Genomic DNA, 2371 nt, shown 5'->3' with positions numbered 1-2371 from the left:
GATCATGCCGTTCACCCCGCCTCGGTGGCGGCAGCCGGTTCAGACTCCCGCCTCCGCGGCGATGCGCCCCGCTCGTATCGCGGTGGTCAGGGTGGTGTGGTCGGACTCGGTGAGGTCGGCGTAGGCGACGGCGAAGGTGGCGATGGCCTCGTCCAGTTCGTCGTTCTTGCCGCAGTAGCCGGCGATCAGGCGGGGGTCGGCGCCGTGGGAGTGGGCGCGGGCCAGGAGGGCACCGGTCATGCGGGCGTAGTCGTCCAGCTGGTCGGCGGCGAGGGCGGCGGGGTCGACGCTGCCCTTGCGGTTGCGGAACTGGCGTACCTGGAACGGCCGTCCGTCGACCGTGGTCCACCCGAGCAGCAGGTCGCTGACCACCTGCATGCGCTGCTGTCCGAGGACGACCCGGCGGCCCTCGTGCTCCACCGGCGCGGTCTCGAACCCGGCGGCGGCCAGATGCGGGACCAGCGCGGAGGGGCGGGCCTCCTTCACCTGGAGCACCAGCGGATGCTCTCGGTGGTCGAGGAGCAGGACGACGTAGGACCGGGTGCCGACGCTGCCGGTGCCGACCACCCGGAACGCCACGTCGTGCACCGCGTGCCGGGCGAGCAGCGGGTGCCGGTCCTCGGGCAGGGTCGTCAGGTATTCCTCCAGGGACGCGGCGACCGCGGCGGCCTCGCGGTCCGGTATGCGGCGCAGCACCGGAGGGGCGTCCACGAAGCGGCGCCCGCCGTCCTCGTGCGGCTCGGTCGACTTCGCCGCGAACCGTCCGCTGGTGTTGGCCCGCGCCTTCTCCGAGACCCTTTCCAGGGTGCCGAGCAGATCGTGGGCTTCGGCGTGCGAGACCAGGTCCTCGTCCGCGATGGCGTTCCACGCGTCCAGCACCGGCAGCTTCGCCAGCAGCCGCATGGTGTGGCGGTAGGCGCCGACCGCGTCCCGCGCCGCGGCACGGCAGGTGTCCTCGTCGGCGCCCGTCTCACGGCCGGCCAGCACCAGCGAGGCCGCGAGCCGCTTCAGGTCCCACTCCCAGGGGCCGTACACGGTCTCGTCGAAGTCGTTGAGATCGATGACGAGACCGCCGCGGGCGTCGCCGTACAGGCCGAAGTTGGCGGCGTGCGCGTCACCGCATATCTGGGTGCCGATCCGGGTCACGGGGGTGCGCGCCAGGTCGTGCGCCATGAGCCCGGCCGAGCCGCGCAGGAAGGCGAAGGGGGTGGCCGCCATCCGGCCCACCCGGATCGCGGTCAGCTCCGGTATCCGCCCGGCGTTGGACTCCTCGACGGCGCGCACCGCGTCCGGGCGGGTGGCGTCCAGTTCGAGGAACCGGTGGGCGCGGCGCGGCACGCTCGACCGCAGCGCCTTGCCCTCTTTCCTGGGCGAGCCCTGCCGCGGCCACCGGGCGAACCCCCGCACCCCCGGCAGCCTGCGCTCGCCACCCGTCTTCCGCCCCTGCTCACCCGCACCGCTCCCGGCCACGGCGACCGCCTCCCCCGTACGCATCGAAGACGAACATCAACCCGGGGAGACCGTACAACCGGTGACGGGATCCGCGTCAGCGCCTGTGGACAACCGAGCCACTGTGGACAACCGGACCACTGGGCAACTGGGCAACTGGACTACTGTCGGCAACCGGTCGCTGTGGACAACCGGCAACTCCACGGTTCTCCAACGGCGTTCAGCGCCCCGCCACGCCCTCGGCCACGCCCCCGTCACGCCCCCGTCGCGCTCTCCGCCGTGCCCTCCTTCACACTCTCCGCCGTGCCCTCCCCCGTCTCGCCGCCCAGGTTCTCCGCCAGCCGGAACAGCGCGGGCAGGGCGTTCCCGATGGCCACCCGGGAGTCGTCGTCGAGCGCGGCGAGGGCGGCGTCGATGCGGCGCTCGTGGGCGGTGTTCCAGGCCGTGAGCTTCTCGCGGCCGGCGTCGGTGAGGGTGACCACCGAGGCACGGCGGTCGGCGGCGTCGACGTCGCGCGCGACCAGCCCCGCGGTGATCATCTGACCGATCAGCCCGCTGACGGTGCTCGGTGCCAGGCGCCGGCGGGCGGCCAGGTCGCTGATCCGCGCGGGAGAGTGCTCGCCCAGCACCTGCAGCAGTTCGACCTGCGCCATGGGAAGGGTCTCCCACGGATAGTCGGTGCGGATCGAGGAGCGCAGCGCGCGGCGCAGCCGGGTGACGGCCTCGGTGAGCAGACGGGCCTCGGGCGCGCGGGCGCCGGGGCCGGACGCGGAGACGTCGGAGCGTGGCTGCGCGGACATGCGGAAAGCCTAGCCGGGCCGCCCCGGGAAACGTCCCGGCCACCGGCCCGGGGGACCGTCCTCCACCACACCCACCGACACACTCGGCCCGAGAACCTTCCCCCGCTCCGTGGGCCCACCAC

The 2371-nt window shown here is 73.6% G+C and carries 2 protein-coding genes; both read right to left on the bottom strand.

All coding sequences use genetic code 11. The features are described from left to right. Window positions 1–39: 39 nt before the first annotated feature. A complete protein-coding gene (locus tag FRZ03_RS16415; protein ID WP_146465904.1) occupies window positions 40–1494 on the bottom strand; it encodes a DUF2252 domain-containing protein in 1455 nt (484 codons plus the stop codon). A gap of 209 nt (window positions 1495–1703) precedes the next feature. Then, entirely contained in the window at window positions 1704–2249 is a 546-nt protein-coding gene (locus tag FRZ03_RS16410; RefSeq protein ID WP_146465903.1) for a MarR family winged helix-turn-helix transcriptional regulator, read from the bottom strand. Window positions 2250–2371 lie beyond the last annotated feature (122 nt).

The organism is Streptomyces misionensis, from assembly GCF_007896895.1.
GTDB classification, from domain to species: Bacteria; Actinomycetota; Actinomycetes; order Streptomycetales; family Streptomycetaceae; genus Streptomyces; species Streptomyces misionensis_A.
This window is presented reverse-complemented; position numbering and strand designations above follow the sequence as displayed.

Excerpts from the sequence above, each read along its gene's own strand:
- FRZ03_RS16415 (WP_146465904.1), bottom strand. The coding sequence starts at position 1,494 with ATGCGTACGGGGGAGGCGGTCGCCGTGGCCGGGAGCGGTGCGGGTGAG.
- FRZ03_RS16410 (WP_146465903.1), bottom strand. The coding sequence starts at position 2,249 with ATGTCCGCGCAGCCACGCTCCGACGTCTCCGCGTCCGGCCCCGGCGCC.